The organism is Amycolatopsis endophytica (assembly GCF_013410405.1).
GTDB classification, from domain to species: Bacteria; Actinomycetota; Actinomycetes; order Mycobacteriales; family Pseudonocardiaceae; genus Amycolatopsis_E; species Amycolatopsis_E endophytica.
On the sequence record NZ_JACCFK010000001.1, the window covers coordinates 2,254,792 to 2,281,569 of the forward strand.

At 70.2% G+C, this 26,778-nt stretch carries 25 protein-coding genes and 1 other RNA gene; 20 read left to right on the forward strand and 6 right to left on the reverse strand.

The annotated features are described in order from the left end of the window. Positions 1-8: 8 nt before the first annotated feature. Both ffs and HNR02_RS11225 read left to right on the forward strand, forming a co-directional pair. Positions 9-108: signal recognition particle sRNA small type (ffs, locus tag HNR02_RS11220), an RNA gene on the forward strand. Positions 109-289: 181 nt separating this feature from the next. Further along, entirely contained in the window at positions 290-2,347 is a 2,058-nt protein-coding gene (locus HNR02_RS11225; protein ID WP_179773077.1) for a DNA polymerase III subunit gamma and tau, read from the forward strand. 428 nt (positions 2,348-2,775) lie between these two features. Here HNR02_RS11225 and HNR02_RS11230 read toward each other — a convergent pair whose 3' ends face one another. After that, entirely contained in the window at positions 2,776-3,591 is an 816-nt protein-coding gene (locus tag HNR02_RS11230; protein WP_179773078.1) for an N-acetylmuramoyl-L-alanine amidase, read from the reverse strand. A gap of 60 nt (positions 3,592-3,651) precedes the next feature. Between HNR02_RS11230 and HNR02_RS11235 the strand changes: the two genes are divergently transcribed. The 9 genes from HNR02_RS11235 to HNR02_RS11275 all read left to right on the forward strand — a co-directional run bounded on the left by HNR02_RS11235 (position 3,652) and on the right by HNR02_RS11275 (position 11,782). Next, a complete protein-coding gene (locus HNR02_RS11235) occupies positions 3,652-4,020 on the forward strand; it encodes a YbaB/EbfC family nucleoid-associated protein (RefSeq protein WP_179773079.1) in 369 nt (122 codons plus the stop codon). 6 nt (positions 4,021-4,026) lie between these two features. After that, positions 4,027-4,623 carry a recombination mediator RecR gene (gene recR / locus HNR02_RS11240; RefSeq protein ID WP_179773080.1) on the forward strand — a complete coding sequence of 199 codons (597 nt, stop codon included), beginning with the start codon at positions 4,027-4,029 and terminating at the stop codon, positions 4,621-4,623. After that, complete coding sequence (locus HNR02_RS11245; protein ID WP_446680325.1) at positions 4,620-5,201, forward strand: uridine kinase family protein; 582 nt, start codon at positions 4,620-4,622, stop codon at positions 5,199-5,201. Before recR ends, HNR02_RS11245 begins: the two co-directional genes overlap by 4 nt. A 128-nt stretch (positions 5,202-5,329) precedes the next feature. Further along, positions 5,330-6,994, forward strand: a complete 1,665-nt coding sequence (locus HNR02_RS11250; protein WP_179773081.1) for an ABC transporter substrate-binding protein — start codon at positions 5,330-5,332, stop codon at positions 6,992-6,994. A gap of 70 nt (positions 6,995-7,064) precedes the next feature. Next, positions 7,065-8,069: an ABC transporter permease gene (locus HNR02_RS11255; RefSeq protein ID WP_179773082.1), complete on the forward strand. Its 1,005-nt coding sequence runs from the start codon at positions 7,065-7,067 to the stop codon at positions 8,067-8,069. Further along, positions 8,066-8,989, forward strand: coding sequence for an ABC transporter permease (locus tag HNR02_RS11260; RefSeq protein WP_179773083.1), 924 nt, complete (start codon positions 8,066-8,068; stop codon positions 8,987-8,989). The genes HNR02_RS11255 and HNR02_RS11260 overlap by 4 nt, the downstream gene beginning before the upstream one ends. A gap of 4 nt (positions 8,990-8,993) precedes the next feature. Next, the gene (locus tag HNR02_RS11265; protein ID WP_179773084.1) at positions 8,994-9,986 is read left to right on the forward strand and encodes an ABC transporter ATP-binding protein; all 993 of its coding nucleotides are present in this window, start codon (positions 8,994-8,996) and stop codon (positions 9,984-9,986) included. Next, a complete protein-coding gene (locus HNR02_RS11270) occupies positions 9,986-11,083 on the forward strand; it encodes an ABC transporter ATP-binding protein (protein ID WP_179773085.1) in 1,098 nt (365 codons plus the stop codon). The genes HNR02_RS11265 and HNR02_RS11270 overlap by 1 nt, the downstream gene beginning before the upstream one ends. A gap of 54 nt (positions 11,084-11,137) precedes the next feature. Continuing rightward, positions 11,138-11,782: a DedA family protein gene (locus HNR02_RS11275; RefSeq protein ID WP_179773086.1), complete on the forward strand. Its 645-nt coding sequence runs from the start codon at positions 11,138-11,140 to the stop codon at positions 11,780-11,782. On the opposite strand, the gene HNR02_RS11280 is transcribed toward HNR02_RS11275, so the two are convergent. After that, positions 11,737-12,657, reverse strand: a complete 921-nt coding sequence (locus HNR02_RS11280; RefSeq protein WP_179773087.1) for an EamA family transporter — start codon at positions 12,655-12,657, stop codon at positions 11,737-11,739. The genes HNR02_RS11275 and HNR02_RS11280 overlap by 46 nt on opposite strands. A gap of 71 nt (positions 12,658-12,728) precedes the next feature. Between HNR02_RS11280 and HNR02_RS11285 the strand changes: the two genes are divergently transcribed. After that, positions 12,729-13,637, forward strand: coding sequence for a LysR family transcriptional regulator (locus tag HNR02_RS11285; protein ID WP_179773088.1), 909 nt, complete (start codon positions 12,729-12,731; stop codon positions 13,635-13,637). 435 nt (positions 13,638-14,072) lie between these two features. Here HNR02_RS11285 and leuA read toward each other — a convergent pair whose 3' ends face one another. Further along, on the reverse strand, positions 14,073-15,848 hold the full coding sequence (gene leuA, locus HNR02_RS11290) for a 2-isopropylmalate synthase (protein WP_179773089.1): 1,776 nt from the start codon (positions 15,846-15,848) through the stop codon (positions 14,073-14,075). A gap of 225 nt (positions 15,849-16,073) precedes the next feature. Between leuA and HNR02_RS11295 the strand changes: the two genes are divergently transcribed. The 5 genes from HNR02_RS11295 to HNR02_RS11315 all read left to right on the forward strand — a co-directional run bounded on the left by HNR02_RS11295 (position 16,074) and on the right by HNR02_RS11315 (position 19,641). Beyond that, positions 16,074-16,460, forward strand: coding sequence for a hypothetical protein (locus tag HNR02_RS11295; RefSeq protein WP_179773090.1), 387 nt, complete (start codon positions 16,074-16,076; stop codon positions 16,458-16,460). Positions 16,461-16,466: 6 nt separating this feature from the next. Beyond that, positions 16,467-17,588, forward strand: a complete 1,122-nt coding sequence (locus HNR02_RS11300) for a sensor histidine kinase (RefSeq protein ID WP_179773091.1) — start codon at positions 16,467-16,469, stop codon at positions 17,586-17,588. Further along, a complete protein-coding gene (locus tag HNR02_RS11305) occupies positions 17,585-18,223 on the forward strand; it encodes a response regulator (protein ID WP_179773092.1) in 639 nt (212 codons plus the stop codon). The genes HNR02_RS11300 and HNR02_RS11305 overlap by 4 nt, the downstream gene beginning before the upstream one ends. 77 nt (positions 18,224-18,300) lie before the next feature. Beyond that, positions 18,301-19,410, forward strand: coding sequence for a S1 family peptidase (locus HNR02_RS11310; protein ID WP_179773093.1), 1,110 nt, complete (start codon positions 18,301-18,303; stop codon positions 19,408-19,410). Between the two features lie 12 nt (positions 19,411-19,422). Then, positions 19,423-19,641, forward strand: coding sequence for a PLD nuclease N-terminal domain-containing protein (locus HNR02_RS11315; RefSeq protein WP_179773094.1), 219 nt, complete (start codon positions 19,423-19,425; stop codon positions 19,639-19,641). Here the strand turns inward: HNR02_RS11315 and HNR02_RS11320 are convergent. Genes HNR02_RS11320 through HNR02_RS11330 form a run of 3 tightly spaced genes read right to left on the reverse strand, consistent with a single transcriptional unit; the run spans position 19,638 to position 21,723 of the window. Then, positions 19,638-20,228, reverse strand: coding sequence for a nitroreductase family protein (locus tag HNR02_RS11320; RefSeq protein WP_179773097.1), 591 nt, complete (start codon positions 20,226-20,228; stop codon positions 19,638-19,640). The genes HNR02_RS11315 and HNR02_RS11320 overlap by 4 nt on opposite strands. A 23-nt stretch (positions 20,229-20,251) precedes the next feature. Next, on the reverse strand, positions 20,252-20,575 hold the full coding sequence (locus tag HNR02_RS11325; protein WP_179773098.1) for a hypothetical protein: 324 nt from the start codon (positions 20,573-20,575) through the stop codon (positions 20,252-20,254). A 23-nt stretch (positions 20,576-20,598) separates the two neighbouring features. Beyond that, the gene (locus HNR02_RS11330; protein ID WP_246338541.1) at positions 20,599-21,723 is read right to left on the reverse strand and encodes a mannosyltransferase family protein; all 1,125 of its coding nucleotides are present in this window, start codon (positions 21,721-21,723) and stop codon (positions 20,599-20,601) included. A gap of 241 nt (positions 21,724-21,964) precedes the next feature. Between HNR02_RS11330 and HNR02_RS11335 the strand changes: the two genes are divergently transcribed. From HNR02_RS11335 to HNR02_RS11345, 3 genes are all read left to right on the forward strand, one after another. Beyond that, entirely contained in the window at positions 21,965-23,227 is a 1,263-nt protein-coding gene (locus HNR02_RS11335) for an aspartate kinase (RefSeq protein WP_179773102.1), read from the forward strand. Beyond that, positions 23,227-24,294 carry an aspartate-semialdehyde dehydrogenase gene (locus HNR02_RS11340; RefSeq protein ID WP_179773109.1) on the forward strand — a complete coding sequence of 356 codons (1,068 nt, stop codon included), beginning with the start codon at positions 23,227-23,229 and terminating at the stop codon, positions 24,292-24,294. Before HNR02_RS11335 ends, HNR02_RS11340 begins: the two co-directional genes overlap by 1 nt. A gap of 129 nt (positions 24,295-24,423) precedes the next feature. After that, on the forward strand, positions 24,424-26,760 hold the full coding sequence (locus tag HNR02_RS11345; RefSeq protein WP_312860974.1) for an SdrD B-like domain-containing protein: 2,337 nt from the start codon (positions 24,424-24,426) through the stop codon (positions 26,758-26,760). Positions 26,761-26,778: the final 18 nt, after the last annotated feature.

Below are 26,778 nucleotides of genomic sequence, written 5' to 3' on the forward strand. Positions count from 1 at the left end.
GTACACTGAGGGCGGACCCCCGCGGCGTCCATCCTGTGAACCTCCCCAGGGCCGGAAGGCAGCAAGGATAAGCAGGCTCTGACGGGTGCGGGGGTCCCCTGCGTGTAAGGGCGGAGCCCTTGAACGCAGGGGACTTCGTCCGGCGTTTTTCCGGGGGGCGCCCCCGGGCCCCACGGTGCGAGCTCCTTGCGTTGGCGGGCGTTGCCGGTTCGGTGGGGACCAGCGGCCGTTCTTGGAGTGCTCAGCGGGCTGGGCTGGGGGTGTCGGTGGGGGCCGGTAGGCTCGCGGCGTGGCTTTGGCTCTTTACCGCAAGTATCGGCCGGCGACCTTTGCCGAGGTCGTCGGGCAGGAGCATGTCACCGAACCGTTGCGTGCGGCGCTGACCGCGGGGCGCATCAACCACGCGTATCTGTTTTCCGGGCCGCGTGGTTGTGGCAAGACGTCCAGTGCGCGGATCATGGCGCGGTCGCTGAACTGCGTCGAAGGCCCGACGCCCGATCCGTGCGGCAAATGCGACTCGTGCCGCGCGCTGGCGCCGGAGGGGCCCGGCAGCATCGACGTGACCGAACTCGACGCGGCCAGCCACGGCGGTGTCGACGACGCCCGCGAACTGCGCGACCGCGCCTTCTACGCGCCCGCCGAATCGCGGTACCGGGTGTTCATCATCGACGAGGCCCACATGGTCACCACGCAGGGCTTCAACGCCCTGCTCAAGATCGTCGAAGAGCCGCCGGAACACCTGATCTTCATCTTCGCCACCACCGAGCCCGACAAGGTGCTGCCGACCATCCGGTCCCGCACGCACCACTACCCGTTCCGGCTGATCCCGCCCAGCGCGATGCGGGACCTGCTGGAACGCAACGTCGCCGCCGAGGGCATCCACGTCGACCCCGCCGTGTACCCGCTGGTCATCCGCGCGGGTGGTGGATCGGCGCGGGACACGCAGTCGGTGCTGGACCAGCTGCTGGCCGGGGCCGGTCCGGACGGCGTCACCTACGACCGGGCGATCTCACTGCTCGGCGTCACCGATTCGGCCCTGATCAACGACATGATCGACGGCCTCGCCGCGGACGATTCGGCGGCGGTGTTCGGCACGGTCGAGCGGCTGGTCGAAGCGGGGCACGAGCCGCGCCGGTTCGCGAGCGACCTGCTGGACCGCCTGCGGGACCTGGTGCTGTTGCGCTCGGTGCCGGACGCGGCGGCGCGCAACCTCGTGTCGGCGCCCGCGGACGAGCTGGACCGCATGACGTCGCAGGCCGAGCGCGCGGGGCTCGCGACGCTGACCCGGTATGCCGAGATCGTGCACAACGGCCTGCTGGAAATGCGCGGCGCGACCGCCCCGCGGCTGCTGCTGGAGTTGTTGTGCGCCCGGATGCTGCTGCCGAGCGCGTCCGAGGGCGAAGAAGCGGTGCTGCAGCGTCTCGAACGTCTGGAGCGCCGTGTCACGGTGAGCGGCGGCGGTTCTCTCCCGCAGGCCGACGGGCAGGTGGCTGGTGCCGAGCGGACCTTCCAGCGCCCTTCGCAGCGGCCGCCGGTTCCGGCTGAACAGCCCCGCACGGCGCAGCCCGTGCGCGACCAGCCGGCCGACGCGGGCCGGGCGCCCGCGCAGGCCGGCGACGAGGTCGCCGAGCGCGCCCAGCCCGCTGCCCCCGCGCGCCCGGCGCCGCAGCCCGCACCGGAAGCGCCGGTGCGACGCCCCACCGAGCCCGCGGCCCCACCCGAGCCCGAGCCCGAGCCCGAGCCTGCCGCGCCGGGCGGGATCGACGCGGCCGCGATCCGGCGCGTGTGGCCGGACCTGCTGTCCGCGATCCGCAAGACGAGCCGCAGCACCGAAGCGATGATGATCAACGCGACGGTGCAGAGCGTCGAGGGTTCGACGGTGGTGCTGGCGCACAGCGCGGAGCCCCTCGCGCGGAGGCTTTCGGAGCCCCGGAACGCGGACTTCATCGCGGGCGCGCTGCACGAGGTGCTCGGCGGAACGTGGCAGGTACGGTGCGTGCATGGTGGCGGAGGCGGCGGCACCCCCCGCCGCGACGCCCCTCGCCCGAACCCCACCCCGCCTCAGCGGGAAGCCCCGCAGCAGCCGCAGCGAACCTTCCAGCGCCCGACGGCCTCCACCCCACCGCCTGCTTCCCCCGCGCCACCACCCCCCACCCGGCCGCAACCCCCGTCCACCCCACCGGCCGACGACATCCCCCTCCCGCCCGAGCCGGACGACGAGGAAAGCCTGATGGCGGACACCGGCGGCCCTGTCCCCGAACTCACCGCACCCGCCCGGTCCGGCGACGCGGAAGAACAAGCACGCCAACTCCTGGCCGAACACCTGGGCGCCCAACCCATCGACTGATTTTTTTCTTCCCTCACGCGACTTCCCGCACACGACCGCGGACCTCGCGAACGCGAACGCAGACTTCGCGCACGGGAAGGTGGAACTCACGCACGGGAACGTGGAACTCGCGGGCGCCATCGGCGAGTCCCACGCTCCGCCGGGCGAGTCCCACGTTCCGAACGCCGAGTTCCACACTCACGCACGCAGCCCCCACGCAACCGCCACCCGGCAACGGAACGCGCCCACCCCCCGGAGCCACCCCTCTCCCGCAACCCGATCCCCAGCCAAAGACACTGAAAGATCGGGTTCGGAAGGGAAACGCCGGCGCGAAGCGCTCGGCCCGGGGCGTAGCGAAGCGAAGCCCGGCGCCCTAGATACCCGCGTAGCGCCACCACCCGGTAGCGCCACCACCCGCGTAGCGCCGCGCAAAGCCCCAGAACGAAAGCTCACAACCCCAGATACCGCAAAACCCCACCAGCAATCCCGTCCGCGTACCGCTGCCGACCCTCCACAGAGGACATCACCGCAGCCTCCGAAGCATCCCGCATATTCCCGCACTCCACGAGCACCGCGGGCCGCTCCGAGAGATTCAACCCGGCCAGGTCATCCCGTGGCGCCAACCCATCCGTCCCCAGATACGTCGACACCGGAAACGCACCACCCGACAACCCCGAGCGCAAAGCCTCAGCCAGCGACAACGAAGGCGGGCCCTGCGCCGGGTTCAACGGCGGACTCGAATACGCGATGTGAAACCCGTGCGCCCCCGATGCCCGCGACCCGTCGGCGTGGATCGACACCACCGCAGCGGCCTCGGCCCGGTTGCCGATCGCCGCCCGTTCGTCGACGCACGGGCCCACCCCGGAGTCGTCCGGCCGCGTGTACACGACCCGCACGCCCTCGGCCGACAACAGCGCCCCGACCCGCTGGGCGACGTCCCAGTTGAACGCGTGCTCCGGGTAGCCGTCGTCCGAAGAAGTCCCCGTCGTGTTGCACGGCTTCGTCTCGCCGCGTCCCGCCGGCACCGGCGCGTTGATCACCGAAGGCGCCGACGAGTTGCCGCCGTTGTGCCCGGGATCCAGCACCACCGTCACGGGCTTCCGCGCGACCGACGTCGGCGAGGGCACGGACGACGGAACCACCCCCTCCACAGTCGCGGCACGCGAAAGCGGTGGCGAAGGCGGCGGATCGGACGGCGAGGAGCACCCGGCGAGCAGCAGCACACCGGTCAGGAGCAGGACACCACGACTGTGCACGGCGAACACGGTGCCACACCCGCCCGAGCTACGCTGGAACCCACAGGACAGGACTACGGAACGGGGATCATGGTGCAACCCGGCGGTGGAATGCCCGACATGCAGGCCATCCTGCAACAGGCGCAGCAGATGCAGGAGCAGCTCGTCGCCGCGCAGGAGGAGCTCGCCCGCACCGAGGTGACCGGCACGTCCGGTGGTGGCCTGGTCACCGCGACCGTCACCGGCGGCATGGAGCTCAAGGACCTCAAGATCGATCCGAAGGTCGTCGACCCCGACGACACCGAGACCCTCGCCGACCTGGTGGTCGCCGCGGTGCGTGACGCGATGGGCAGCGCCCAGAAGCTCACCGAGGAGAAGCTCGGCCCGGTCGCCGGCGGCCTCGGCGGTGGCGGCGGCATGCCCGATCTCGGCGGACTCGGTCTGCCCGGCTTGAAGTAGCAGCCGTTGTACGAAGGGGTAGTCCAGGACCTCATCGACGAGCTGGGACACCTGCCCGGTATCGGCCCGAAAAGCGCGCAGCGGATCGCCTTCCACCTGCTCGCCGCGGACCCCGCCGACATCGCCCGGCTGCAGGACGTGCTCGGCAAGGTCCGTGAGGGCGTGCAGTTCTGCGAGATCTGCGGCAACGTCTCCGAGCAGCAGCAGTGCCGCATCTGCCGGGACGCGCGGCGCGACACGGCGCTGATCTGCGTGGTCGAGGAGCCGAAGGACGTGCTCGCGGTCGAACGCACTCGCGAGTTCAAAGGCCGCTACCACGTGCTGGGTGGCGCGCTCGACCCGTTGTCCGGCATCGGCCCGGACCAGCTGCGCATCCGTGAGCTGCTGTCCCGGCTCGGCGCGGAGCAGATCACCGAGGTGATCATCGCGACCGATCCGAACACCGAGGGCGAGGCCACCGCCACCTACCTGGTGCGGATGTTGCGGGACTTTCCCGGCCTGTCCGTGACGCGGCTGGCGTCCGGTCTGCCGATGGGCGGCGACCTCGAGTTCGCCGACGAGCTGACCCTGGGCCGTGCCCTCTCCGGCCGCCGGGCCCTGTGAGGCTGGTCGAGGACGTCCTGACCGGCCCGCCCCGCCTCGGCGGGGTGCGGCTGGTCGCGGTCGACGGCCCGTCCGGCGCGGGCAAGTCCACCGTCGCGACCCACCTCGTCGAGGCGTTCCGAGCCCGCGGAGCAGCCACGGGGCTCGTCAGCACCGATCACTACGCCACCTGGGACGACCCGGTCGCGTGGTGGCCGCGGCTCGTCGCCGAGGTCCTCGAACCGCTCGCGGACCGCCGCGAAGCCCGCTACCGCCCGCTGGACTGGACCACTGGCGAACCACGCCGGGGCCCCACCAGAACGCTTCACCCGGTCGACGTACTCGTGCTGGAGGGCGTCTCCTCCGGCCGGACGTCGATCCGCCCGCACCTGTCCGCCCTGTGCTGGGTCGACGGCCCGGACCCGCGGGAGCGGCTCGAAAGGGCAGTGCTTCGGGACGGGGAGGGCACTCGTCGCCACGTCGAGGTGTGGCAGAAATTCGAGCAGGGTTGGTTCGGTGTTGACCTTACCCGCCAGTACGTACACCCGGATGGCCTAATACTTTCATCCGAACTCACGCATGGTGAGCGTGGTGAGTAACCCTGTCGACCAAATGTAGGGCACGGCTCGGTTTTACGTAGCGCGATCGTAACCTCACGCACTTAACGAAGTCCGACCACGCGGCTAGTGTCGTCGATCACGTACCGGACTTCACAAGGAGTGCCACCATGCTCCCAACGCGGGCAGTTGGGTTGCGCCGCATCGCCCTGATCGGGCTTGCCGGCGCCCTCGCGGTCACGACAGCCGCTTGCGCTTCCGAGCGCGGCTCGGGTGACAGTGCCAGCGACACCTTCATCTTCGGCGCCGCCGGGGCGCCCAAGAACTTCGATCCGATCTTCAACGACGACGGCGAGAGCTTCCGCCCCGCCCGCCAGATGTTCGACACGCTCGTCACCTACAAGCCGGGCACCACCGAGCTGGAAGGTGGCCTCGCCACGGCGTGGACACCGAGCAACGGCAACACGACCTGGACCTTCACCCTGCGCCAGGGGGTCAAGTTCCACGACGGCACTCCGTTCAACGCCGCCGCCGTGTGCTTCAACTTCGAGCGCTGGTTCACCATGAAGGGCGCCGCCGCCCAGAGCCAGATGATCTACTACGGCGACGTCTTCGAGGGCTTCAAGACCAACGAGGGCGACATCAGCGGCGAACCCGTGTACAAGTCGTGCGAGGCCAAGGACGACGGAACGGCCGTCCTCAACCTCAACAAGGCCAAGGGCGCCTTCCCGGACGCGTTCGGCCTGACCTCGCTGTCCATGTCGAGCCCGGACGCGCTCAAGAAGTACGACGCCGACAACGTCACGCAGAGTGGTGAGGCGTTCAGCTACCCGCCCTACGCCACGGACCACCCGACCGGCACCGGACCGTACAAGTTCGACAGCTTCGACAAGGCCAACAACACGATCACCCTGGTCCGCAACGACGACTACTGGGGCGAGAAGGCCAAGACCGCCAAGCTGATCTTCAAGATCATCCCGGACGAGAACGCGCGCAAGCAGGAACTCGCGGCAGGCACCATCGACGGCTACGACTTCCCGAGCCCCGCGGACTACAACTCGCTCAAGGATGCCGGTGACCAGGTCCTGATCCGGCCCGCGTTCAACATCCTGTACCTGGGCATCAACCAGAAGAACAATCCGAAACTGCAGGACGTGCGTGTCCGCAAGGCGATCGAGTACGCGATCAACAAGGACCAGCTGGTGCGCAACCGCCTGCCGGAAGGCGCCTACGCGCAGGACCAGTTCCTGCCGAACAACGTGCCCGGCTACACGCCCGCGGTGGAAAAGCACAGCTACGACGCCGACATGGCGCGGCAGTTGCTGGCCGAGGCCGGCGCGTCCGATCTGACGCTGAACTTCTACGTCCCGACCGAGGTCACGCGGCCCTACATGCCGAACCCGGTGGACATCGCGGCCGCGGTGACCGACGACCTGAAAGCCGTCGGCATCAAGGTGAACGTGATCCAGGAGCCGTGGAACGGCGGGTTCAAGGACTCCGTGCAGAAGATCGGCAAGCACGATCTGCACCTGCTCGGCTGGACCGGTGACTACGCCGACCCCAGCAACTTCGTCGGTACCTTCTTCGGCCGCCCCAAGGCGGAGTTCGGCTTCGACAACCCGCAGGTCTTCGACGCACTGTCCACCGCGGACGCGCAGACGACCCCGGAGACCAAGAAGACGGCCTACGAGAACGCCAGCGTGGTGATCTCGCAGTACGTTCCCGCGGTTCCGCTGTCGTCGTCGCCGCCGGGGATCGTCGTCCGGTCCGACGTGCAGGGTCTGATCCCGACGCCGCTGACCGACGAGCGCTTCTACACGGTGACCAAGGGCTGAGTCCGCGACCGGCGGCGGGGAAGCGCGTCCGTGCGCGCTTCCCCGCCGTGGCGCGACTCGAGGCAAACAGATGCTCCGATTCGTGATACGTCGGTTGCTGCAAGCGATCCCGACGCTCCTCGTGCTCTCCATCCTGGTCTTCGCCTGGCTCCGCCTGCTGCCCGGTGGTCCCGCCACCGCGCTGCTGGGCGACAAGGCGACGCCGGAGAAGATCGCGTCGCTGAACTCCGTGCTGGGGCTGGATCAGCCGATCCCCGTCCAGTACTTCAAGTTCCTCGGCCGCGTCGTCACCGGTGACTTCGGCGCCTCCCTCGTCAGCGGCGACACCGTGCTGGCCGAGATCGGCCGCGCGCTGCCCGCGACCATCGAGTTGTCCGTCGCGGCGCTGGTCCTCGCGATCGGGTTCGGGATCCCGATGGGGTATCTCGCCGCCCGGTACCGGGGCCGGTTCCTGGACAACGCCACCGTGCTCACCACGCTGGTCGGGGTCGCGGTGCCGGTGTTCTTCTTCGGTGTGCTGCTCAAGTACGTGTTCGCGCAGAAACTCGGGATCCTGCCGCCATCGGGCAGGCAGGACGTGACGATCGACGCCACGCACGTCACCGGGTTCTTCACCCTGGACGGGTTGCTCACCGGTGAGCTGGACGCGACGTGGGACGCGATCAAGCACCTGATCCTGCCCGGTATCGCGCTGGCCAGCATCCCGTTCGCGGTGATCGTGCGGATCACCCGCGCCTCGGTGCTGGACGTGCAGCAGGAGGACTTCGTGCGCACCGCCGAGTCCAAGGGCCTGACCACGGCGACCATCCGGCAGCGCCACGTGCTGCGCAACGCGCTGCTTCCGGTGTCCACGACGATCGGCCTGCAGACCGGTCTGCTGCTCGCGGGTGCCGTGCTCACCGAGAAGGTGTTCAACTGGAACGGCCTGGGTTCCCTGCTGGCGCAGGGCATCGAGCGCCGGGACTACCCACGGTTGCAGGCACTGCTCCTTCTGGCTGCTCTGGTGTACGTGATCGTCAACCTTCTGGTCGACATCTCCTACGCCATCATCGATCCGAGGGTGCGGGTGCGATGACCTCCCTGTTGCGGCGCAAGGCCGAACGCATCGACGACCTGGCCGAATCCGGCGGCACCAGCCTCGCGGCGGACGCGGTCAAGCGGATGGCGCGCAATCCGGTGGCGATCACCGGCGCGGTCATCACGGTCCTGTTCGTGCTGCTGGCGATCTTCGCCCCGTTGCTGGCGCCCAAGAACCCGCACATCCCCTACGACGAGCTGCGCGCGAACCTGCGGCCGGACTCGATCCCGGGTCCGATGGACGGGTTCGTGCTCGGCAGTGACCACCGCGGGTACGACTTCTTCTCCCGTCTGCTGGTCGGTTCGCAGCAGACGCTGATCGTCGGAGTCGTGGCGACCCTGATCGGGGCGTCGGTCGGCATGCTCATCGGCGGGCTGGCAGGCGCGCTGGGCGGCTGGGTGGACACGCTGCTGATGCGGTTCACCGACATCCTGCTCGCGATCCCCTCGCTGCTGCTGGCGATCTCGATCGCGGCGTTGTTCCAGGGCTCGCAGTGGACGGTCATCATCGCGGTCTCGGTGGTCAGCGTGCCGATCTTCGCGCGGCTGCTGAGGGGCGCGATGCTCTCGCAGAGATCGAGCGACCACGTGCTGGCGGCGACCGCGCTGGGTGTGCGGCGCAGCACGATCGTGTTCCGGCACATCCTGCCCAACTCACTCGGTCCGGTGGTCGTGCAGGCGACGCTGACGCTGGCGACGTCGATCATCGACGTGGCCGCGCTCTCCTTCCTCGGTCTCGGCGAAGACGATCCGAGCCGTGCCGAGTGGGGGCTGATGCTGGCGCAGGCCCAGAACCTGCTGGACGTCAAACCGAGCCTGGCGTTCTACCCGGCCATCGCGATCGTCGTGGTGGCGCTGGGGTTCACGCTGCTCGGGGAGTCGCTGCGCGAGGCGCTCGACCCGAAGAACAGGCGGTAGCGCGTTGAGTCTTCTGCAAGTACGCGACCTGTCGGTCGTCTTCCATCGCAAGGGAACCCGGCCGTTCACAGCGGTCGACGGTGTCTCGTTCGAGGTCGAGCCGGGCCGCACGGTCGGTCTGGTCGGCGAGTCCGGCAGCGGCAAGTCGGTGACGGCGCTGGCGATCATGGGCCTGCTGCCCAAACGTGGGGCGGAGGTCGCGGGCGAGGTCCTCTTCGAGGACACCGACCTGCTGCACCTGTCCGACAAACAGCTGCGTGACCGGCGCGGCCGCGACCTCGGCATGGTGTTCCAGGACCCGCTGTCCTCGCTGAACCCGGTGATCCCGATCGGTCTGCAGATCACCGAGGTGCTGGAACGGCACCGCAAGATGGAACGCAAGAAGGCCAGGGTGGAGGCCGCGGACCTGCTCGACCGGGTGGGCATTCCCGATCCGAATCGTCGCCTGTCGGAGTACCCGCACCAGCTTTCCGGCGGGATGCGGCAGCGCGCGCTCATCGCGATCGCGCTGGCCTGCCGTCCGCGGCTGCTGATCGCCGACGAACCGACCACCGCGCTGGACGTGACGATCCAGGCGCAGATCCTGGCGCTGCTGTCCGAGCTGGTGCGCGACACCGGCACCGCGCTGATCATGATCACCCACGACCTGGGCGTGGTCGCCGGACTCTGCGACGAGGTCAACGTCATGTACGGCGGCCGGATCGTCGAGCGGGCCGAGCGGCACGCGTTGTTCGCCTCGGCCCGGCACCCCTACACGCACGGGCTGCTCGCCTCGATCCCGCGGCTGGACGCGCCGCGTGGCGAGAAGCTGGTGCCGATCAAGGGGTCGGTGTCGGACAACATCCCGTGGTCGCAGGGGTGCGCGTTCGCGCCACGGTGCCCGAACGCGCTGGAGCGGTGCCGTGCGGTGACGCCGGAACTCGAACCCGACACCGGCGGGATGCTGCGGTGCCACAATCCGGTCGGCCTGGTGGCCGCGGGAGAGGGGGTGCGCTGATGTCCGAACCGCTGGTGACCGTGGAAGGTCTGCAGGTGCACTTCCCGATCAAGCGCGGCATCGTGCTGGACCGCACGGTCGGCCACGTCTACGCGGTGGACGGGGTCGACCTGGTGATCCAGCGCGGCGAGACCTACGGGCTGGTCGGCGAGTCCGGCTGCGGCAAGACCACGCTCGGACGCAGCCTGCTGCGGCTGGTCGAGCCGACCGGCGGGCGTGCCGTGTTCGACGGCACCGACCTGTCGACGCTCAAGGGCGAGTCGCTGCGGAAGATGCGGCGGCGGATGCAGATGGTCTTCCAGGACCCGCTGTCCAGCCTCGACCCGCGGCAGTCGGTCGAGTCGATCCTGGTCGAGGGCATGCGGGCGCACGGCCTGGACAAGGGCAGGGAGAGCACGCGCAAGCGTTTGCGCGAACTGCTCGCGGCGGTCGGACTGCCCGAGAGCTCACTGCGGAAGTACCCGCACGAGTTCTCCGGCGGGCAGCGTCAGCGCATCGGCATCGCGCGGGCGCTGGCCGTCGAGCCGGACCTGATCGTGGCCGACGAGCCGGTGTCCGCGCTGGACGTGTCGGTGCAGGCGCAGGTGATCAACCTGCTGGAGGAACTGCAGGACTCGCTCGGCCTGACCTACCTGGTGATCGCCCACGACCTCGCGGTCGTACGGCACATCTCCGACCGCATCGGCGTGATGTACCTGGGCGCGCTCGTCGAGGAGACCGACGCGGAAACCCTCTACGACGAGCCGTTGCACCCGTACACGCGGGCGCTGCTGTCGGCGATCCCGGTGCCGGACCCGGTGGTCGAGGACGGCCGGGAGCAGATCCTGCTCGCCGGGGACCTGCCCTCGCCCGCCGCGCCGCCGTCGGGCTGCCGGTTCCACACCCGCTGCCCGTGGCGGCAGGAGACCAGGTGCGACACCGAGCGGCCCGCGCTGCGGGAGCTGGCCGCGGGACACCGGGTGGCGTGCCACTGGGCGGAGGACATCCAGGCCGGCCGGATCACGCCGCACGAGGTGAAACCGGAACTGGTCACCGCGCAGGCGTCGGACGCGGTCTTTCCGCAGGCGGCCTCGGTCGCCGAAATGCTGGAGCCCTGATCCGGGTACCCTGGCTGACAATTCCGCCGGGGTATCCGACAGGGGGCTTTTCCGTTGCACATCGACGCGTGGCTGGAGACGGTCCCGCCGCTGGCCGTCTACCTCGCGGTCGGGCTCGTGATCGGGTTCGAAAGCCTCGGGATCCCGTTGCCGGGAGAGATCGTGCTGGTCAGCGCGGCTCTCCTGGCATCGCAGCACGACGGGCTGAACCCGTGGATGATCGGCATCCTCGGCAGTGCCGGCGCGATCGCCGGTGACAGCATCGGGTACCTGATCGGCCGGAAGGGCGGTCAGCGCCTCTTCGACTGGGCGGGCCGGAAGTTTCCGAAGCATTTCGGCCCGTCCCATGTGCACGCCGCTGAGCGAATGTTCCGGAAACGGGGCATGTGGGCGGTTTTCTTCGGGCGGTTCGTCGCGATCCTGCGCATTCTGTGCGGTCCGCTCGCCGGGTCGTTGCACATGCACTACCCGCGCTTCCTCGTCGCGAACGCGCTCGGCGGGATCGTCTGGGCAGGCGGCACGACGGCGCTGGTGTACTCGCTCGGCGTGGTCGCGGAGAAGTGGCTGTCCCGGTTCTCCTACCTCGCGCTGGGCCTGGCCGTCGTGGTGGGCGTGGTGATCAGTCTCGTCATCAAGAAGCGGATGGGCCGCCGTCACGACGAGACGAGTTCGGTGGAGAGCGCGCCGGCCGAGCGCTGACGCCTCGGCAGCGAACCGAACAGCACCCCGGCGACCACGACCACCCCGGCCAGCACCTCGACCAGCGCCGGTGTCTCGTCCAGCAGCAGGAACGCCGAGGTCATGCCGACGACCGGCACCAGCAGCGAGAACGGCGCGACGACGTTGGCCGGGTTGCGCCGCATCAGGACGGTCCAGATGCTCGACCCCAGTACCGTGCCGATGAGCACGACGTAGGCGAACCCGGCGAGCCCGGCCAGTCCGTCCGCGGTGCCGAGCGTGGCCAGCGACTGCCACTGCGTGGACGGGCCCTCGAAGATCGTCGACAGCGCGAACATCGGGATCGGCGGCACCACCGACATCCACAGCGTGAAGTGGACCGGGTTGGGGGCGCTGTCGTGCTGGAGCGCCTTGCGGGAGCAGATGTTGCCCGACGCCCAGCACAACGCGCCGAGCAGGGTCAGCACGACGGGGAACAGGACGGCGTTTTCGGCGCGGTGCCAGGCGATCACGCCCATCCCGGCGACCGCGGCGAGGATGCCGGTGAGTTGTCGTGCCGACAGTGGTTCGCGCAGGAAGACCCCGCCGAGCAGGACGGTGAGCGGCGCGGACGCCTGCAGCACCAGCGACGCCAGCCCGGTCGGCATCCCGTGGGTCAGTGCGAGGAACAGGAACGCGAACTGGCCGGTGCCGAAGCCGAGCCCGAAGCCGATCAGCCAGCGCAGCGGCACCTTCGGACGCGGGATGAACAGGATCGTGGGAATCGCGATCACGGCGAAGCGCAGCGCCCCGGCGAACAGCGGCGGGAAGTGTTCGAGCATCGGGTGCATCGCGATGAAGTTGAGGCCCCACAGGACGACGACGAACAGAGCGAGGAGACGGTCGCGAGTCGGCACTCTTCGAGCTTCCCTGCTGCAACTATGAAGGACAAGCGAGAATATTTGCAGGGACTGTGTAGATTCGCTACATGGACATCGGTCGGTTGCGGGTGCTGCGGGAGTTCGCCGACCGCGGCAGCGTGACGGCCGCGGCACGTGCCCTGCACCTGACGCCGTCGGCGGTGTCGCAGCAGCTCAGAGCGTTGCAGGCGGAGGTCGGGCTGGTCCTCACCGAGCCGGCTGGGCGCGGGTTGCGGCTCACCGACGCGGGCCGTGCGCTGGTGGTGCGCGCGGACGAGGTGATCGCGGCGCTGGAGAGGGCCGAGTCCGAGCTGGACGCCTTCCGCAGTGCGCCGCGGGGCCGGGTGCGGGTCGCGATCTTCCCGTCGGCCGCGTTGATGCTGCTGCCAGGTTTGTTGCACCGGGTCGCCGGGCGCGACAGCCTTGAGGTGGAGATCCGGGATGTCGACATGACACCGGCGGAGGTGCCGGAACTGGTGGCGGACTTCGACATCGTGGTCACCCACCGCGACGAGCACGCCGCACCGTTCCCGCCCGCGCGTCTCGACGTCGTGCACCTGCTGCGGGAGCCGCTGGACGTGGCGCTCCCACCCGGCCACCGCCTCGCCCGACGCCGCCGCGTGGGCCTCACCGATCTCGCCGGGGAGCAGTGGATCTCGGTCGACGTGGGTTTCCCGGTCGACGACGTACTGCGCTCACTGGCCGTGCGGACCGGGGTGCGAGCGGAGATCAAGCAGCGCATCAACGACTTCCGGGTGATCGAGGCACTGGTCGCGGCCGGCCACGGCATCGCACTGCTGCCGAGGTACCTGACGGGGGTCGGCTCACGCCGCCTGGTGCGCCGCCCGCTGGCAGGCATCCGCGCGGCGCGCCATATCGAAGCGGTGATGCGCACAGGCGCCGGAACGCGCCCGGCGGTGGCCACCGTGCTGGACCTCCTGCACGCCGAGGCGGCCGAGGTGACGACGAAGGCGTAGCAGGCGAGCGTCGGCGAGCTGCTTGAAAACCCGAGCCGGGTGGTCATCCCGTCGCCTGAGGCCGTCTGGCTCACAGTGATAGGCCTCAGATCAGGCGACGGGATGACCGCCCAGCGACCCCCTGCCCGAGGTGAGCCGGACTGCGAAAGCCCTGGTCATCCCGGAGCCAGCCCGTCCGGCGAGGACTCTTTTGATCTTTGAACTCGCGCCTTCGGCTGGCGAGGTGACCGCTGGTGGCGTGGGCGGCCGGTAGTCGGTCGGCTTGGGTTCGACCTCCCCCGCCCCTCGTCGCGGATGGTTTCGGTCGCTGAGCAGCGGCGTCAAGGCGGGAAAGCGTGCCTTGACTCCGCTGGTCAGCGACCGAAGCGGGCTTGGGATGAGGGGCGGGGGAGGTCCGGGCACGTCTCGGTTCGACTTGCGTTGCCGGTTGGCCGCTCAGCGGTGGGCGCGGTTGACGGCCGATACCACGGCCCGCAGCGACGCCGTCACGATCGACGGGTCGATGCCGATGCCCCAGAACACCTTGTCGCCGATGGCGCATTCGATGTAGGAGGCTGCTCGGGCGTCGTCGCCGGGGGTGAGGGTGTGTTCGCTGTAGTCGAGCAGCCTCAGGTCGTAGCCGACGGTGGACAGGGCGTCGAAGAAGGCGGCGATGGGGCCGTTGCCCGAGCCGGTGATGTCCTGTTCCTCGCCGTCCACCCGGACGGTGGCGCGCAACTGGTAGTCGCCGTTGGCGGTGACGTGCTGGTTGATCAGCTGCAGCGGCGTTTCGGTTTCCAGGTATTCCTTGGCGAAGGCGTCCCACATGGTCCGCGGGTCGACCTCGCCGCCTTCGGAATCGGTGTAGCGCTGGATGACCTGGGAGAACTCGATCTGCAGGCGGCGGGGCAGGTCGAGCTGGTGCTCGGTCTTCATGATGTAGGCCACCCCGCCCTTGCCGGACTGCGAGTTGACCCGGATCACGGCCTCGTAGCTGCGGCCCACGTCCTTCGGGTCGATGGGCAGGTAGGGCACCTCCCACGGGTACTGCTCGAACGGCACGCCGGCCTTGTCCGCGGCGCGGCGCAGCGCGTCGAAACCCTTGTTGATCGCGTCCTGGTGACTGCCCGAGAAGGCGGTGAACACCAGGTCACCACCCCATGGGTGACGTTCGTGCACCGGCAGCTGGTTGCAGTACTCGACGGTGCGCTTGACCTCGTCGATGTCGGAGAAGTCGATCTGCGGATCGATACCCTGGCTGAACATGTTCATGCCCAGCGCCACCAGGTCCACGTTGCCGGTGCGCTCACCGTTGCCGAACAGGCATCCCTCGATGCGGTCCGCCCCGGCCTGGTAGCCCAGCTCCGCCGCGGCGATCCCGGTGCCCCGGTCGTTGTGCGGATGCAGCGACAGGATCACCCCATCGCGGCGTTCCAGGTTGCGGTTCATCCACTCGATCGAGTCCGCGTAGACGTTCGGGGTGGCCATCTCGACGGTGGCGGGCAGGTTCAGGATCACCGGCCGCTCCGGGGTGGGCTGCCAGATGTCGGTGACCGCGTTGCACACCTCCGCCGCGTACGACAACTCGGTGCCGGTGTAGGACTCCGGCGAGTACTGAAAGCGGAAATCGGTGTCGGAGTACTTCTGCGCGTACTCCACCACCAGATCCGCTGCCTGCAGGGCGATCTTCTTGATGCCCTCGCGCTCCTCCCGGAACACCACCCGCCGCTGCAGGATCGAGGTCGAGTTGTAGATGTGCACGATCGCCCGCGGCGCGCCCTCCAGGGACTGGAAGGTGCGCTCGATCAGCTCCGGACGGCACTGCGTCAGCACCTGGATCCGCACGTCCTCCGGGATCGCGCCGTCCTCGATGATTTCCCGCACGAAATCGAAATCGGTCTGACTCGCCGCCGGGAACCCGACCTCGATCTCCTTGTACCCCATCCGCACCAGCAACTCGAAGAACTTGCGCTTGCGGGCGGGCGACATCGGATCGATCAGGGCCTGGTTGCCGTCACGCAGATCCACCGCGCACCACAACGGCGCACGCTCGATGTGCTTGTCCGGCCACGTGCGATCCGGCAGCCGGATGTCCTCCACCAGCTTGTACCAGGGCTGGTACCGGTGCACCGGCAACGAACTACCGCGCTGCGGGTTCCACGCGGGCTGGTCGGCCGGAGCCGGACGGGACGGCGTGCGTACGCGGTTCGAAATGGGTTCGGGCGTGGTCATGCTGGGGAATTCTCCTGCCGGGTGATCGGGCGACCGGCGACGTGACAAAGCCCCGCGACGGGGGGCCGGCCGTGATCAGGCCCCGTCGCGGCAGCGAAGCAGGAGAGCACGCGCCACGGTTCCACTGTAGCCCCGCGCCGATGATCGTGAAAAGTGACCCCGTCGAGACCCCCGACGGTTACTGGCAGGTAGCCAAGGGCGTCCGCGCGTGGGAAACTCGGCGACATGGCCGAGCACGCCGAAGAGGGCAAGAGCGACGTCGCCGAACCCGACGAGCAGCCGCGCGCCAGGCGCCAGGTGAACTGGGCTCGCGCGAAGGACCAGGTGGTCGGCCTGCTCGCGGGCATCGTGCGCTGGGTCGGCCTGATCTTCGCGCTCATCCTGGTGCTGCACGTGATCTTCGTCGTCGGCGGCGCCAACCCGGACAACGGCATCGTCTCGTTCGTCCGCGACTGGTCCGACGGTCTCGCGCTGGGCTTCAAGGACCTGTTCGAGCCCGCCGACGAAAAGCTGCGCATCCTGGTGAACTACGGCATCGCGGCGATCTTCTGGCTCGTCGTGTCCTCGATCGTCACCCGCATCATCCGGCGCGTCGGCGGCGTCACCTCCTGATCGCCGATGGCACCGATCGTCCGCTGGGCAGGCGGACCGCGTTCGCTGGTCTTCGACGTCGCGGTGGCCGCGTTCTTCGCCTGGCTCGCGATCGCCAAGGTGAGCGCGCCGATCGCCTGGCCGCCCGCCGTCGCGGTCGCCGTGTTCGGTGCGCTGCTGGCCCGGCGCCGGTACCCGCTGGCCGCGGTCGTGGTCGTCGGTGCGGCGCTGGTGGCCGGCGCCAGCCCGCTGCCGCTCGTCGTCGCCGTCTACACGCTGGCCTCGCGCCGCGGGCCCGTCTGGCCGACCGCGGCCGGTGCCGTCGTCGCGGTCGCCGCGTTCCTGATCCCGGCCGAGATCCGCTGGAGCGACGACTGGCCGTACGTGCTGCTGGCCGCGGGCATGTTCCTGCTGGTCCCGCTGCTGGCCGGGCTCTGGGTGCACCAGCGGGCCAAGCTGCTCACGGCCCTGCGCGAGCGTGCGGAGCAGGCCGAGCGGGAGCGCGACCTGCTGACCGAGCGTGCGGTGGTGGCCGAGCGGCGCCGCATCGCGGGCGAGATGCACGACGTGGTGGCGCACCGCGTCAGCGTCATCGCGGTGCAGGCGGGCGCGCTGACCGTGATCTGTGCGGACGAGCAGGCCGCCGCCGCGGCGGAGGTGATCCGCCAGAACAGCACGGCGGCGCTGACCGAACTGCGTGAGGTGCTGCGTGTGCTGCGGGACGGTGCGGCGGACGTGCATCCGCCGACCGGCTTGGACGGCCTGCCCGCGCTGGTCGACGACGCGCGGTCGGCGGGCACGCGTGCCGAGCTGAACCTGCCCGATCCGGTGCCGGAGGTGGCGGTTCCGGTCGCCCGCGCGGCCTACCGGGTGGTGCAGGAGGCACTGACGAACATCGGCAAGCACGCACCGGGGGCGCGGGCGCGGGTCGCCGTCGCGGTGCGCGGGGACGAGCTGGCCGTCGAGGTCGCCGACGACGGGTCCGGTGCGCGCCCGCCCGCGCACGAGCTGCCGAGTTCCGGTTTCGGACTGGTGGGGATGCGGGAACGGGTCGGCCTCGCCGGCGGTACCGTCCACACCGGCCGGTCCGGGGACGGTTTCCTCGTGCGGGCCGTGTTTCCGCTCGTGAGGGACGAGGAGGACGGGTGACGGTACGGGTTCTCCTGCTGGACGACGAGGAACTCGTGCGGGGCGGGCTGCGACTCATCCTCGAGTCCGATCCGGACATCGAGGTGGTCGCCGAGGCGGGCGACGGGACGGGTGTGCTGGACCTGGTGTCCCGGCACCGGCCCGACGTCGTGCTCACCGACATCCAGATGCCGCACGTCGACGGGCTCCAGGTGACGGCGAAGGTGACCGCGTTGCCCGACGCCCCGGTGGTGGTCGTGCTGACCACGTTCGACCTCGACGAGTACGTGCACACCGCGCTGCGCTCGGGCGCCGCCGGGTTCCTGCTCAAGGACATCCCGCCGCGCGAGCTGGTGCACGCCGTGCACGTGGTCGCCAGGGGCGAGGCGATGATCTCGCCGAAGGTGACCAAACGCCTGCTGACCCACTTCACGCGCGGCAGCGCGGAGGCACTCGACCGGGTCGGCACGCTGACCGACCGGGAACGCGACGTCGCACTGGCCGTCGGGCGGGGGCTGAGCAACAGCCGGATCGCGGCCGAGCTGTACCTGAGCGAGTCGACCGTGAAGGTGCACCTGGGTCACGCGATGGCGAAGCTGGGCGCGGGCAACCGCACCCAGGTCGCGATCGCCGTGCACGACGCCGGGCTGGTGTGAAACCCGGCCGAAAGTCGTAGATCGACTGCCGGGTCGTGCGATGTCCGCCGGACGTGCGGTCCCTAGCGTCGGGACCCATGACGCATCGCATCACCGCGCTCGCCCTGGCCTGCGGAATCGCCCTGGTCACGGCCGCTCCGGCACGGGCCGTCAGCGGCGGCACCGAGGTGCCGGACCCGGCCGCGGCGCCGTGGATGGCCACCGTCGCCTTCCCCGGCGACGAGCCGTTGAACCGGCGCGCGTTCTGCGGAGGCACGCTGATCGCACCGGACCGGGTGCTGACCGCCGGGCACTGCGCCGACGGCAAGGACGCCGGCCGCGTCGAGGTGTACCTGGGAGCCGCCGACACCACGAAGGTGACCGGTCCCGGACTGCCGGTCCGCGGCGTCGCGACCCATCCCGGGTTTGAGCTGATCCCGTCACCCGATCTGCCGGACGATCCGGCCGCCTCCGCTGTCGACGACGACGCCGCCGTACTCGTGCTGGAGCACCCCGTCTTCGACGTTGCGCCGGTCAAGCTGGCCAGGAGCGGCCCCGCGCCGGGCACTCCCGCCGCGGTCTTCGGTCACGGGCTGACCCGCACGCCCGCCCAGCCGGGTGACACCGACGTGCTGCGGCGCGGCTCGTTCACCACCATCGACGATGCCACCTGCTCCACCGAGCTGGGCGGCGTCCTGGAGGAGGAGTCGATGCTGTGCGCCCGCGGGGACACGCCGGAGACGACGGTGTGCCCCGGCGACTCCGGTGGCCCGCTGATGCTCGACGGCACCGTGCAGGCCGGGATCACGAGTTTCGCGGGCGAGGTGCGGGGTCTGGCGTGTGGACAGCCCGCGCCCGCGGCGTTCACGGACGTGAGCCGGGTGCGGGAGTGGGCGCTGTCGCCCCGGCTCGCCGTCGCGCCGGTGCCGCTCGGCCCGTCCGTCGTGCGTGGCGAAGCCGCGGCCGGCCGCACGGTGACCTGCGAGCCGCCCGCATGGCGCGGGCGCCCGGACTCGGTGACCTACGAGTGGTACCGGCAGCACGTCGACGACGGGTTCGTCTTCTACACGCCGATCGACGGTGCCGTCGACAGCACGTTCACGGTGACCGCCGACCTGGCCGGGAGCGCGGTGGCCTGCCGGGCCACGGCGACTTCGGCGGGCGGCCACGCCACCGCCATGTCCGACGCGGTCACGGTCGCGTCCTGAGGGAAGGAACCCATGATCGACAAGCCGTGGAACTACGTGCTGGCCGCGCTGATCATCGCGCTGGTGCTCGCCTGCGTGGTCCTGATCATCGGCGCGCTGGTGAGCATCCTGCGTTCACCGCAGTCCGGCGGCATGAAGCTCGTCTGGGTGGTGTTCGTGCTGGTGGCGCCTTACCTGGGCAGCGCGCTGTGGTTCCTGATCGGACGGAAATCCGCGCTCACCGCGAGTTAGAACGCGGGCATGCCCCACTCACCGGTGTAGGCGATTTCGCCCAGCGGGAGCCGCTGACGGGGTGCCTGTTCGCGGGAGACCAGCTTCTCCACACCGAGCAGGGCCGGGTCCCCGGCGTGGCCGACCGCGATCGCCACCCGGGGCACCGCGTCCGCGGGCACGGCGAACGCCTCACGCACGGCGTCGGCGTCGAAACCGGCCATCTGGTGCGCGACCAGGCCGTCCTCGACGGCCTGCAGCACCAGGTTCTGCGCGGCCAGTCCCAGCCCGTACTCGGCGTAGGGGATCTCGCCCTTCTCGTTGCGCGTCACCGCGATCGCGACCAGCAGCGCGCCCGCCCGGTGCGCCCACGCCTGGTTCCGCTCGGTGAGCGTGCCCAGGATCTGCCGGAAGGTCGCGTCACCACGGCGGCCGGCGAGGAAGCGGGCAGGCTGGGTGTTGCCGAACGACGCCGCCCACCTGGCCGCCTCCAGCAGGGCGCGCAGCTGCTCCCAGCTGACCTCACGCGTCTCGTCGAGCGCCCGCGGGCTCCACCGCTGCGCGATCGGCTCGGACAGGGGTGCGCTGGAATCGGCTGGTTTCCGCATCGGATCGCCTACTTCCGATCAGGTCAGAGTTCGCTGTGACGGGCCAGTGCCGCATGTGCCTTCGCGATGTCGGCGGCGGACGGCTGGAGCGGCACCACGCCCATGGGTGCGTCCCGGAACTGGCTGCCCGGGGTCGTCACGGCTTTCGCGACCAGCCCGAAGTTGATGACTACGCCGTTCGTGTCGCCCAGTCCGCCCGCGTGGACATAACCGGTCTTGCACCAGATCGCGACGACCGCGGCCGCGTCCCGCGGCGTCGTCCGGACGAACCGGAGCACGGGCCTGCCGTTGTTCATCTCCGGATCGACGATGGTGACGTAGCTGTCGGCGTCGTCGGGCTCGGCCATGATTCCCCCTCGCGGTTCACGCATCAGATCGCATACTTCCAGACCGTGAGGGCGAACGCGCCGAACCACGCGCTGGCCAGCGCCACGCCCGCGCAGACCCACAGCACGGTGTTCGTCCGCCGCTTCGCCAGCGCGATCGCCACCGGCACCAGCAGCGTGAACGCGGGCAGCAGCAGCCGTGGCTTGGCGTGCATCAGCGCGCTCGACCCGAGCGCCATCACGAGGATCCCGGCGGCGTACACCACCAGCGCCGTCTCGCGTCGCGCCAGCAACGCCATGCCGATCAGCGCACCGGCGATCACCGCGACCGTCAGCACGCTCATCGCCGAGTCTGCGCTGGTCAGGGCGTCGAACACGAACCGCGCCGTCGACGCCCCGCCATCGAACCGGGTTCGCCACCCCTGCCACTCCAGATCGGACCAGGTGGCCAGCTGGGCCTCGAAACCCGAGTCCGGCCGCACGCGCATGCCGGTCCACCACAGGTAACCGAACAGCCCGGCCGGGGCCAGCGCGAGCGCGACCAGCGGGCGGCCGCCACCCTCGCGCCGCGCCAGGGCGATCACCGCCACCACCGCGACCGCCACGACCAGCGCGAGCGCCGACGAGCGCACCAGCCCGGCGAACGCGCAGCACACGCCCGCCAGCTCCCATCGCCGTTCGAGCAGCGCGACCAGCGTCCACACCGCGAGCGCGCAGAACAGCGCCTCGGTGTAGGCCATGGTCAGGACGACGCTCATCGGCGTCGCCGCGAACAACGCCACCAGGATGTAACCGGCCCGCCGCGAACCGCCCCGCACCAGGCGCCCCAACCGGGCCAGGCCGTACGCGGTGCACAGGCCCGCGGCCAGCGAGACGAGGACCGCCGCCGCCGTGGTCCCGACCGCCGCCGACACCAGCCGCACGAGGAACGGGTACGCGGGGAAGAACGCCCGCGGCGTGAACGGGTTCGGGTGACCGAGGGCGTCCGTGGTGGGACCCAGTTCGTAGCCGTGCTCGGCGATCCGGAGGTACCACTGGCCGTCCCAGGCGGAGATCCCGGCGAGCAGGCTCGTGTCGTGCAGCGCGGCGAAGACCGTGAGCACCGCAACACCGAGAGCCCGCACACCGAGGTAGACGGCCGCGGGCAGCAGGAGTGCCCTTCGTCTCAACAGCCGGTCCGCGAGGTTTAGCGGCAGGCCAGGGCCCGCTTGAACCGGTCGTGCCGCGGTCTGGCTCGTCGCCCCCACACCTTCGCCTTTGGCTCAGTTTTGAAAAGTCAGGCAGGAAAGGTTAGTCATTTTCCCACGCGCTTGCCCAGGGGCAGTGGCCGGAGCCACACAACGGGGTGGCCAGGGCCGCAACCCCCGGTAGGCTCTCCCGAAAGGTGCGAAATAGGAGGTCGGCAGACAAGTGGCGCTCGTGGTCCAGAAATACGGCGGTTCGTCGCTGGAGAGCGCTGATCGCATCAAGCGCGTGGCCGAGCGGATCGTGAACACCAAGAAGGCGGGCAACGACGTGGTCGTCGTCTGTTCCGCGATGGGTGACACCACCGACGAGTTGCTCGACCTGGCACAGCAGGTCAACCCGGTGCCGCCGGAACGAGAGATGGACATGCTGCTCACCGCGGGCGAGCGCATTTCCAACGCGCTGGTGGCGATGGCGATTTCGGCACACGGTTTCGAGGCGTGGTCGTTCACCGGTTCCCAGGCGGGCGTCGTTACGACGGGCGTGCACGGCAACGCGCGCATCATCGACGTCACGCCCAGCCGCGTCACCGAGGCGCTCGACCAGGGCTACATCGCCCTGGTCGCCGGGTTCCAGGGCGTCTCGCAGGACACCAAGGACATCACCACGCTCGGCCGCGGTGGATCGGACACCACCGCGGTGGCGCTCGCCGCGGCGCTCGACGCCGACGCGTGCGAGATCTACTCCGATGTGGACGGTGTGTACACCGCCGACCCGCGGATCGTCCCCAACGCACGCAAACTCGACACCATCCCGTACGAGGAGATGCTCGAACTCGCCGCGAGCGGTTCGAAGATCCTGCACCTGCGCTCGGTCGAATACGCCCGCCGCTACGGCGTGCCGATGCGCGTCCGTTCGTCCTACAGCGACAAGCCGGGCACCACCGTGGCCGGTTCGATTGAGGAGATCCCCGTGGAACAAGCGTTGATCACCGGTGTGGCGCACGACCGGTCGGAGGCCAAGGTCACCGTCACCGGGGTGCCCGACCACGCCGGTGCCGCGGCGCGGATCTTCCGGGTCATCGCCGCCGCCGAGATCGACATCGACATGGTCCTGCAGAACATCTCCAACACCGCGGGCCGCACCGACATCACCTTCACACTGTCCAAGGCGAACGGTCCCAAGGCCGTCGCCGAGCTGGAGAAGCTGAAGGGCGAGCTGGAGTTCGACTCCGTGCTCTACGACGACCAGGTCGGCAAGGTGTCGCTGGTGGGCGCGGGCATGCGCTCGCACCCCGGCGTCACCGCGACCTTCTGCGAGGCGCTGGCCAAGGTCGGCGTCAACATCGAAATCATCAACACCTCGGAGATCCGGATCTCGGTCCTGATCCGCGACGCGCAGCTGGACGACGCGGTGCGCGCGATCCACGAGGCGTTCGAACTGGGCGGCGACGAGGAAGCCGTTGTCTACGCGGGGAGTGGTCGCTGATGGCACCCACATTGGCTCTGGTCGGCGCGACCGGTGCGGTCGGCACCGTCATGATCGACATCATCAACGGGCGCGAAAGCGTGCCGTGGGGCGAGATCCGCCTGATCGCCTCGCCGCGGTCGGCAGGCAAGAAGATCACCGTGCGCGGCGAGGAACTGACCGTCATCGCGCTGTCCCCGGAGGCGTTCGACGGCGTCGACGTCGCGATGTTCGACGTGCCGGACGAGATCTCCGCCGAGTGGGCGCCGGTCGCGGCCGAGCGTGGCGCGGTCGCGGTCGACAACTCCGGCGCGTTCCGGATGGACGACGAGGTGCCGCTGGTGGTGCCCGAGGTCAACGCCGACAAGACGCGTGAGCGGCCGCGCGGCATCATCGCGAACCCGAACTGCACGACGCTGTCGATGATGGCGGCACTGGGTGCGCTGCACCGCGAGTTCGGCCTGACCGAGCTGGTCGTCGCGTCCTACCAGGCGGCCTCCGGGGCGGGCCAGCCCGGCATCGACCGGTTGCAGGCCGAACTGGCCGCGGTGTCCGGCAAGGGCCTCGGCGCGAAGGCCGGTGACGTGCGGGCCGAGCTGGAGGGCGCCGGTCTGTCGCTTTCGGACACTCCGTTCGCCGGGACCCCGCTGGCGTTGAACGTCGTTCCCGCCGCCGGTTCCTACAAGGGCGACGGCTGGTTCTCCGAGGAGCTGAAAGTCCGCAACGAATCGCGGAAGATTCTCGGCATTCCGGACCTCAAGGTGTCCGCGACCTGCGTCCGCGTCCCGGTCGTCACCACCCACTCGCTGGCGGTGCACGCGACCTTCGCGCGTGAGGTGACGGTCGAGGCCGCGCACAAGGTGTTCGAGGCCCAGCAGTCGATCGTGCTGGTCGACGACCCGGAGAACGGGAAGTTCCCGAGCCCGGCCGAGGTCGTCGGCGGTGACCCGACCTTCGTGGGCCGGGTGCGGCAGGCGCTGGACTTCCCGAACACGCTGGACTTCTTCGTGTGCGGCGACAACCTGCGCAAGGGCGCGGCGTTGAACACGTACGAAATCGCGGAGAAGCTGGCTCCCGAGTTCGAGTGATCAAATACGCAGAGTTGCCCTGACCGTCCCGAAATCACCCGATGGAGAGACGACTTTTCCCGGTTCTGACCTGAATGCGCTTCTAGGGTGGGCGCTGTCAATGGCAGGGGAAACGTCGGGGAGCTCGCGGTGGCAAGGCATGTCCTGGCCGCGTTGGTGTGCGCGGTGGCGCTGCTCGGGATGAGCGCGCCGCTGCTCGTCGCGAGCGCGGACGACACCGACGGTCCGCTCACGGTGCGGGTCGTCCGGGGTGAGGCAGGGGTCGGCGGCATTCTGGTGGTCGCCACCGACCCCAGCGGCGCCAGCGTCAGCGGCGTCACCGGACCGGACGGCGCCGCGCAGCTGGCCACCGCCCCGCTGTCCGGCGGGAAGTACCGGGTCGACGCCTCGATCCCGGCGTCGATGTCCGACCTCAAACCGGCCGCCGAGGACGCGAACCGGGCCAGTCTGACCGAGTTCGTCGACGTCAGCGGCGGCAAGGCGGTGACGCTGACGATGGGCGTCGGCGCCATGGACGGGCCCGTCCAGCTGGGCGACCGGACCTGGTTCGACACCGACGGCGACGGCGTCCAGGACGGCGACGAGCCGCCGCTGCCCGGCGTGAAGGTGCAGCTACTCGCCTGCGACGGCGGCGGTGCGCCGCTGGCGGAGAAGACCACCGACGGCGCCGGGCGCTACCTGTTCGGCCCGGCCGAGGGACTCCAGCCCAACACCTGCTACACCGTGCGCTTCGACTTCGGCGGCGTGAACACCGCGGCGCTGCCCGGTTCCCCGCCCGTCGACGGTCTCAAGTGGACCACCCCGCGCACGGGTGACCAGTCACTCGACTCCGATGTGGACCCATCGGCGGCCACGGTGCGGGTCACGGTCGGTCCGCCCGGATCGGTGGACCACACCGTCGACGCGGGCGTGGTCGGCGGGCTCAACCGCGTCGGCGACGTGGTGTGGGCCGACGTCAACCGCAACGGCCTGCAGGACCCGGGCGAACCGGGCATCGCCGACATCGGGGTGCGGCTGCAGAAGGCGGACGGCACCCCGGTCGCGGGCACCAGCACCGGCCCGCATGGGCAGTACGCCTTCTCGCACCTGCCCGACGGCGCCTACCAGGTCTGCTTCGACACCGCGGAGCTCCCGCCCCAGTACGGCGACTACCAGCTCACGAAGCCGCGCGCGGGCAACCCCGGTCAGGACTCCGCGCCCGACCCGGCCACCGGCTGCACCGCGCCGACCGAGCTGAAACCGGACCGCACCCAGGACCTCACGCTGGACGCCGGCCTCGCCCCGCCGGTCAACCGCATCGCCGCGCTGGTGTGGCAGGACGACGACGGCGACGGCCAGGCCGGTGCGATCGAGCCCGGCATCGCCGGGGTGCCGGTCAAGCTGCGCAGCGAGGACGGCACGCAGTTCGCGATGACCACCACCGGACCGGACGGGCGCTACGCCTTCGACGACCTGCCGTCTGGCTCGTTCGCGGTGTGCTTCGACCTGGCCAACCTGCCGCCCTCCGCCGCCGACTTCACGCCGGTGCCCAAGAGCGCGGCCTCCGGCGCCGACCCGGCGACCGGCTGCACGTCCGTGGTCACGCTCGGCCTCGGCAAACGCGAGGAAACCACGCTCAACGTCGGTCTGGCCGCGCCGCCCAACCGCATCGGCGACCGCGTGTGGACCGACACGAACCGCAATGGCATCGCCGACGCGGCCGAGTCCGGGCCGAGCGGGGTGCCGGTCAAGCTGCTCCGCGCGGACGGCACCGAGGAGAGCACGACGACGACCGGCGCGGACGGGCAGTACCGCTTCTCCGGAATGCCGGACGGCACCTACCAGGTGTGCGTGGACCGTGCCGCGCTGCCGTCCCCGGTCACCGGCTACCAGTTCACGCGCCCGCGCGCCGGCGAGTCCACGAAGGACTCCGATGTGGACCTGGCGACCGGCTGCACCAGGCCGGTTTCGGTCGGCGTGGGGAGCAGGGAGGACAACACCGTCGGTGTCGGGTTGCTCCCGGCCCGCAACCGGGTCGGTGACCTGCTGTGGGTCGACCGCGACGGCAACGGCGCCCAGGACCCGGACGAGCCGGGTGCGGCGGGGGTCGCGGTGACGATGACGGACACCGAGGGCAGGCCCGTCGCCACGACGCGGACCGCCGCGGACGGCTCCTATCTGCTCGACGACCTGCCCGACGGCACCTACCGGGTGTGCTTCGACCTGGGCGAGGCATACCGCGACTTCCGGCTCGCCGCGGGCGAGGACGGGTGCGCGGGCCCGGTGAACGTCGGGCCGAAGCCGCACGAGGACCTGTCCGTGCGCGTCGCGCTGGTCAGCGGCAACCCCGCGGTGGTGCCCGCGGCGCAGGAGTCGTCGAGCGGCGGCGGTGGCTTCCCGGTCGGCTGGGTCCTGTTCGGCGTCGTCGCCGCGTTCGGGCTGGTCGTCGGGGTGCGTTGGTGGAAGGCTGCCGGACAGGACGAGTGACCCGGTAGTTTGGGCGAT

Excerpts from the sequence above, each read along its gene's own strand:
- HNR02_RS11235 (WP_179773079.1), top strand. The coding sequence starts at position 3,652 with ATGGTGCAACCCGGCGGTGGAATGCCCGACATGCAGGCCATCCTGCAA.
- HNR02_RS11250 (WP_179773081.1), top strand. The coding sequence starts at position 5,330 with ATGCTCCCAACGCGGGCAGTTGGGTTGCGCCGCATCGCCCTGATCGGG.
- HNR02_RS11255 (WP_179773082.1), top strand. The coding sequence starts at position 7,065 with ATGCTCCGATTCGTGATACGTCGGTTGCTGCAAGCGATCCCGACGCTC.
- HNR02_RS11260 (WP_179773083.1), top strand. The coding sequence starts at position 8,066 with ATGACCTCCCTGTTGCGGCGCAAGGCCGAACGCATCGACGACCTGGCC.
- HNR02_RS11270 (WP_179773085.1), top strand. The coding sequence starts at position 9,986 with ATGTCCGAACCGCTGGTGACCGTGGAAGGTCTGCAGGTGCACTTCCCG.
- HNR02_RS11285 (WP_179773088.1), top strand. The coding sequence starts at position 12,729 with ATGGACATCGGTCGGTTGCGGGTGCTGCGGGAGTTCGCCGACCGCGGC.
- leuA (WP_179773089.1), bottom strand. The coding sequence starts at position 15,848 with ATGACCACGCCCGAACCCATTTCGAACCGCGTACGCACGCCGTCCCGT.
- HNR02_RS11295 (WP_179773090.1), top strand. The coding sequence starts at position 16,074 with ATGGCCGAGCACGCCGAAGAGGGCAAGAGCGACGTCGCCGAACCCGAC.
- HNR02_RS11300 (WP_179773091.1), top strand. The coding sequence starts at position 16,467 with ATGGCACCGATCGTCCGCTGGGCAGGCGGACCGCGTTCGCTGGTCTTC.
- HNR02_RS11310 (WP_179773093.1), top strand. The coding sequence starts at position 18,301 with ATGACGCATCGCATCACCGCGCTCGCCCTGGCCTGCGGAATCGCCCTG.
- HNR02_RS11315 (WP_179773094.1), top strand. The coding sequence starts at position 19,423 with ATGATCGACAAGCCGTGGAACTACGTGCTGGCCGCGCTGATCATCGCG.
- HNR02_RS11320 (WP_179773097.1), bottom strand. The coding sequence starts at position 20,228 with ATGCGGAAACCAGCCGATTCCAGCGCACCCCTGTCCGAGCCGATCGCG.
- HNR02_RS11325 (WP_179773098.1), bottom strand. The coding sequence starts at position 20,575 with ATGGCCGAGCCCGACGACGCCGACAGCTACGTCACCATCGTCGATCCG.
- HNR02_RS11340 (WP_179773109.1), top strand. The coding sequence starts at position 23,227 with ATGGCACCCACATTGGCTCTGGTCGGCGCGACCGGTGCGGTCGGCACC.